Here is a 5810-nt window from a genome sequence, read left to right as displayed (position 1 = left end):
GAAGTTGATGGCCCTGATTCTAGTAATAGCGGAAGCTATTCTATTGATTTTTCCCACAATAAAACTTCACGGCTTCGCTATAATATTCAAACAGAGAGGCTTATTGAGCGCAAGAATGGCGTAGTTACCCGTCATTTTGTCGTTCCTGGCAGAAGGAGCGAGTCGATAAAGGTGGCGTCAACGGGAGTTTACACTTATGAATTGCAAGTAACTGCTAGAAAATGTAATAGTTTTCGGGATGGTGCAATTCCCCCTCAATGTGAAACCTGGAGCAGCCTGAAAACCTATAACGAGGGTGAGCATTCCGTTAACGTGGCCTTCAAGCCAAATGCGTCTTCCAATATTGGCTACCAATCCAGCACTGTTGAAAGCGGCAGTACTGATACCAACGGCAAATTTACCATTACCTGGGGCGCAGCCAGTGAAGGGCCGCTGGTCAGTGGTTACCAGTGGTGTCAGGAAGTCAACGGTACCTGGCAATCCACCAGCAGCTGCCCCAAAGTCAGTAAGAGCACCCGTAGCAGATCATTGCCAACTTCTACCGGTACTATGCCCAGCGGTCGCTATAGATATAGAGTTCGCGCCTATGCAAAGGCCGGTACTTACTACCAGTACAGCGATTGGCGTACCTCTTCGACGCTTTATGTAAAACGCTACCCCGCTCAGGTGAGTGGATGGATCGAGCCCGGTGGCAGTACACTGCCCAGCCCCAGTTTCCCACTAAAATGGAATTCTGTGGGTAACCCCGATGCCTCCGACCCTATAACCCATTATCAGCTGCAGTGGAGTGTGGATGGCAGCGGCTATGGCTATGTGCCTTTTGCCGGCAGTCTCGATGGTTCCAATCTTGGAAAAGCCACAACGGTCACCATCAGTAAGGCGACCACGGGCCGGGATATCACCGCTGTTGTCTATAAGTTCAGAGCCAGGGCCTGTAACAGCTCCGGCTGTGGTGCCTGGTCGCCGACCAAACAGCTCAATCCACCCACGCCCCCCACACCCAGGTTTTCCGACAACTTGCCCAATCATGTATACAACCTGGATCACACCATCACCTGGGTAGATGTCGGCGCCAGCAGTTACCGGCTAAAGCGGATACGCCTGGGACAAAATGAGAGCGGCTGTGCTGTGGAGTCCGATGGCAATTGCTGGCGGACAGTAGCAACCACATCAGGCACCAGCTATTTTGCTGGGGCCAGTGCCCCAGGCAGTTACCGTTACAAGCTGGATGCCTGTAATGATTTTGCATGCAATTCCGTATTGAGCCCTTGGATCAAGGTGCACAATCTGGAAAACACCGATGAGCCTCCGGCGGTAACCACCGAGGTCCCCAATACCCCTGGGACCCTGGCGTACAATGCGGATGTCAGCGCTTCCGGCAGTGCCGAGATCACAGTACCTGTGCAAGCGGCGCCCGGCGTCAACGGACTGCAACCGAACCTGTCCCTGAGCTACACCAGCGCCCGATTTAACAAGCGTATGAATGAAGCCCTGCCGGAGGATATTCTCGGCCACGGCTGGCGCGTGGGCGGCTTGAGCAGTATCCGCCGTTGTGTGGTCAACCGGCCCAGCAGTGATAGAGTGCGCTTAAATAATCAGGACTCCCTGTGCCTGGACGGCGAACCCCTGGTATTGGTTTCCGGCACCCACTGGCAGGCGGGAGCAAAGTATCGCACCCTGCGCGACAGTTTCCGTTTGATTGAATTACACAAGAAGAGTGGGTATAAAATCTGGTTCCGGGTGAACATGCCCAACGGCTCGGTAGCAGAGTACGGTGCAACCAGCAATAGTCGTCTAAAGATTGAGGGTTCTTCCCATTTCGGCTGGAGTCTGAATAAGGTCACCGATGTTTTCGGCAATACCATGGCCTACAAATACCACCGCGATCTGGTGGAGGGCATCAACTATCCCCTGGAGATCACCTACGGCAACCAGGGCGATGCAAAAATCGAATTCCAGTACGGCACCCGCACCGATGCGCCGCCGGTCCCCCTACAGAAGATCCAGCAGGAACAGCTGGTGCTGTTGCACCATATCCGCATTCATCTCGATGGAAAGCTGCAGCGGGAGTACAAGCTGATTTCCGAAGAGGAGCCCGCGGACTTTGACTCGGGGTATGAGTTCGCGCTCCAGGACGATGTCCTGGTGCAGGAATTCCGGCCGGTTTCCGAAGGGCAGCCCGCGGGCTCCGTTCAGGTGCATTACCGCCGCCTCAAGCAGATACAGCTGTGTGCCTATAACACCAATGGCGGCGGCCGCCAGTGCCTCAACCCGCTGGAGTTTGATTGGGAGCTGACCGACTCCGCCAATCCGGAGGATTTTGCCACGGGCATCGAGACCGTCACCGACGGCCTGGGGGCGCAGACCAAGTTTGAGTTGGAGCGGATCTCCGACAACTCTGGCGAGGAGGAAGTGGGCCGCTTTGATGAGGGCACAACCCTGTTTGGCTCCGTCGGTGCCATTCCCGATGCCAGCCCGGTACAGGCGATGGACGGCGACTACCGCACTGTGGTGACGAAGATGCTCCGCTCCAACGGTTACCGCAACGATTGGCATAGTACCGAGTACGCCTACCAGGGGGTGGGCCTCACCAGTGACAAACACTGGGGCTTCCTCGGCTATAGTGCCCAGCGGATTTACGATACCGAAGCCGAGATCGTCACCTACCGCCAGTTCCGCCAGGACTTTCCCCACTTTGGCAAAGTGGCGCGGCAGCTGCAGTATAAAAACAACCATACCTTCGGCGAGCTGCTGACACGCCGCCGTATCAGCCTCAGTGCCCTGGCACTGTCAGCCGGGGGCAATAGCACCTATTACCCCTATGTGGCCCAGAGCCTGGATACCCTGCTGGAAGGCGGGGAGACCCTGGGCTATGTGATTACCGATACCACCCCCCAAACCAGCACCTATGGGAGTACCGGTGAATTGCCCAGTGGCAGTGTGCGCACCCGCCGCACCGTGCAGTCTACCCAGATCAGCGAAAGCCAGAGTGTGTGGGGAGATGTCATCCCCGTTAGCGTCTACGGTAATCCCCGGCGCAGCGTGGAAAGCACCACCCTGCTGGAAAACCGCGTCAGCGGCCACTGGCTGATTGGTTTTCCCAGTGCCGAGGAACAGCGCCACTACGCCGGCGCCATTACCGGCACACCGGACCAGGTGGCCAGCAGCACCATGACCCCTTACGGCAATACCAACCGGGTGCAGACTACTACCCAATACCCCGGTGATGCCAAATACCAGCTGGCGGTCACCTATGCCTATGACGCCTACGGCAATATCAAAAGCGAAACGGCCACCGGCAAGGTGGATGCCGCCCTCAATGGCACCGGTACCCAGACCCGCAGCACGGTGGTGAATGGTGCATTTGCCGACCGGCGTTACGCCACCAGCCTCAGCAACAGCCTTGGCCACACCATCACCATGGCGTACGACCACCGCTTTGGCAGCACCAGTCGAATTACCGATGCCAACAATCGCTCCACCCGCATCGAGTACGATCCTTTCGGACGCACAGTGCGCCGCACCAATGCCGACGGTGTTGCATTTACCAGCCAGTACAATTTCTGCCACGGTAGTTGCCCCAGCGTTGGCGACATCGAGGTGCCCTACTGGGTACAGACCGAATCGCCGATCACCCCGATGGCAGAGTACTACTACGACCAGCTGGGCCGCCTGGTACAGCAGGACAGCCAGGCGTTCTCCGGCAATAACGTCTCCCGCCGCGAGTTCAAGTACGACACACAGGGCCGCCTGGCTCTGGAAACGGCGCCCTTCTTTGCCCAGGGTGCGACAGCGGTTGATGGCAATAAGCCGACCACCAATTACGAATACGACCTGCGCCACCGTCTCAAAACGGTCAACAAGGCCGGCGGCGGCGCCGTGGCCATCCACTATGCCACCAGTACAGGGAGCAGTGGCAAGCAGGTAAAGGTCCGTGTGACGGAATCCGTGGTGGGCGAGGGCGGCACCAGCACCCAGGTGAAGGAGAGCTACTACGACCTCAACGGCGATCTGGCCAAAACCGTGGACGATGCCACCGGCCTCGCGGTGGCTACCGACTACACCTACTATGGCAGCGGCCTGCCGAAAACCGTGACCGTCACCGGTGACAGCGGAACAATTGCCTCCAGCTTTGTGATCGACCAGGCCGGTTTCCGCACCAGCCTCACCGACCCCAACCTGGGCACGGTCACCAGCGGTTACAACGCCTTTGGTGAAATGGATCGGCAGACCGACAACAAGGGCCAGAGTATCACCTACCGCTACGACCAACTGGGCCGCCTGCTGCAACAACAGGATGCCCAGGGCCTGGCCCGGTGGGAATATGATGCCACCAACGCCACTGGTGCCCTCAAGAACCGCAGCTATACCGACAGCGGCACCCAGGTATTCCTTGAGGAGTACACCTATCGCTCAGACAGCAAGCTGGATAACATCAGAACCCAACTGGCTGTCAATGGGAGAACTTCCAGCTACCGGCACCGCTATGGCTACGATAGCCAGGGCCGCACCAATAAAATGATTTACCCCAATGGGGTTGAGGGCCATTACCGCTACAATGGGCGCGGCTATCTGCAGAGCCTCAGTAGCGATGCGGCCGGCAACAACCCCCTGCAGACGTTTGATAACATTAATGCCTGGGGCCAGGTGGAACAGGAAACCTACGGTAACGGCCTGGTAACCAACCGCACCTACAACCCGGATACCGGGCGCCTGGAAACCATCCATACCGGTGGTGGCCGGCTACAGAACAATACCTACCACTGGCGCTCCAACGGCACCCTGGAGAGCCGCCTGAGCAACAGTGCTTCACAAACGCAAAAGCAGGAAAACTTTGTCTATGACGGCCTGAACCGTCTGCGCAGCGCCACTACCGTGGCCGGTGGTAACCGGGTACTCAGCACCCGCTACGACCAGTTGGGGAATATCCTCTCCAAGACCTCCAGCCGCAGTGCCGATACCCAGGTGACCGGCTACCAGTATGGTCAGTCCGGCAATGCCGGCCCCAATGCAGTCAGTAGTGTAACCATCGACGGCGTGGCCCACAGCCTGCACTACGACGCCAACGGTGCCATAGAACGCTACGATGCCGCCACAGGCGACGACAAGTGGATCCGCTGGAATGCACGGCAGTTGCCCACGGAGATTGTGCTGGGCAGCAGCCAGAACGACAGCACCCCGACAGCCAGGGACCGCTTCAAATACGGCCCCAATGGCCAGCGTTTTTACCGTGAATCCCACTGGATGGAAGGTGGCCAGCTCAAAACTGAAAAAGCGTATATCATCGGCAGTTACGAAGAGCAGATTCCTGCAGACACAGACATCCTTGCCATTCGCAAAACCCGCCTGAACAGCAGTGTGCAGCATATTGCCATCAATGATCTGGCTGGAACCAGCGGTGAGTATCAATACCTGCACCGGGATCACCTGGGCTCTGTGGAAAAAATCACTGATGGGGATGGCCTGGAGATTTTGAGCACCGCCTTTAACCCCGATGGCAGCCGCCGCCAGGACGATTGGAGCGGGGATCTGGGGCTGGCGCAGACGCTGGAGCTGCTCGCGGTACAACACGTTACCAGCAAGCGCGGTTATACTGGCCACGAGCATCTGGACAGAACCGGCCTGATCCATATGAATGGGCGGATTTACGACCCGACCCTGGGGCGGTTCCTGAGCCCCGATCCCATCGTGCAGGCGCCCACTTACAGCCAGAGCTGGAATCGGTATAGTTATGTCTTGAATAATCCACTGAGCTTTACTGATCCCACGGGATTTGTGGCGAGCAAGGAAGATCCGCAGTTGCCGAAGGA

General features: G+C 57.6%; 1 protein-coding gene. It reads left to right on the top strand.

Annotated features, from left to right (window positions below):
• Nucleotides 1-201: 201 nt before the first annotated feature.
• Nucleotides 202-5810 (top strand): RHS repeat-associated core domain-containing protein (locus Q1A48_RS20375; RefSeq protein WP_299948564.1); only part of this gene is annotated, 5609 nt, incomplete at its 3' end.

The sequence above is a fragment of the uncultured Microbulbifer sp. genome (genome assembly GCF_947489355.1).
Classification (GTDB): domain Bacteria; phylum Pseudomonadota; class Gammaproteobacteria; order Pseudomonadales; family Cellvibrionaceae; genus Microbulbifer.
The sequence above is the reverse complement of the archived record's forward strand: the minus strand, read 5'-3'. Positions and strand labels throughout refer to the sequence as shown.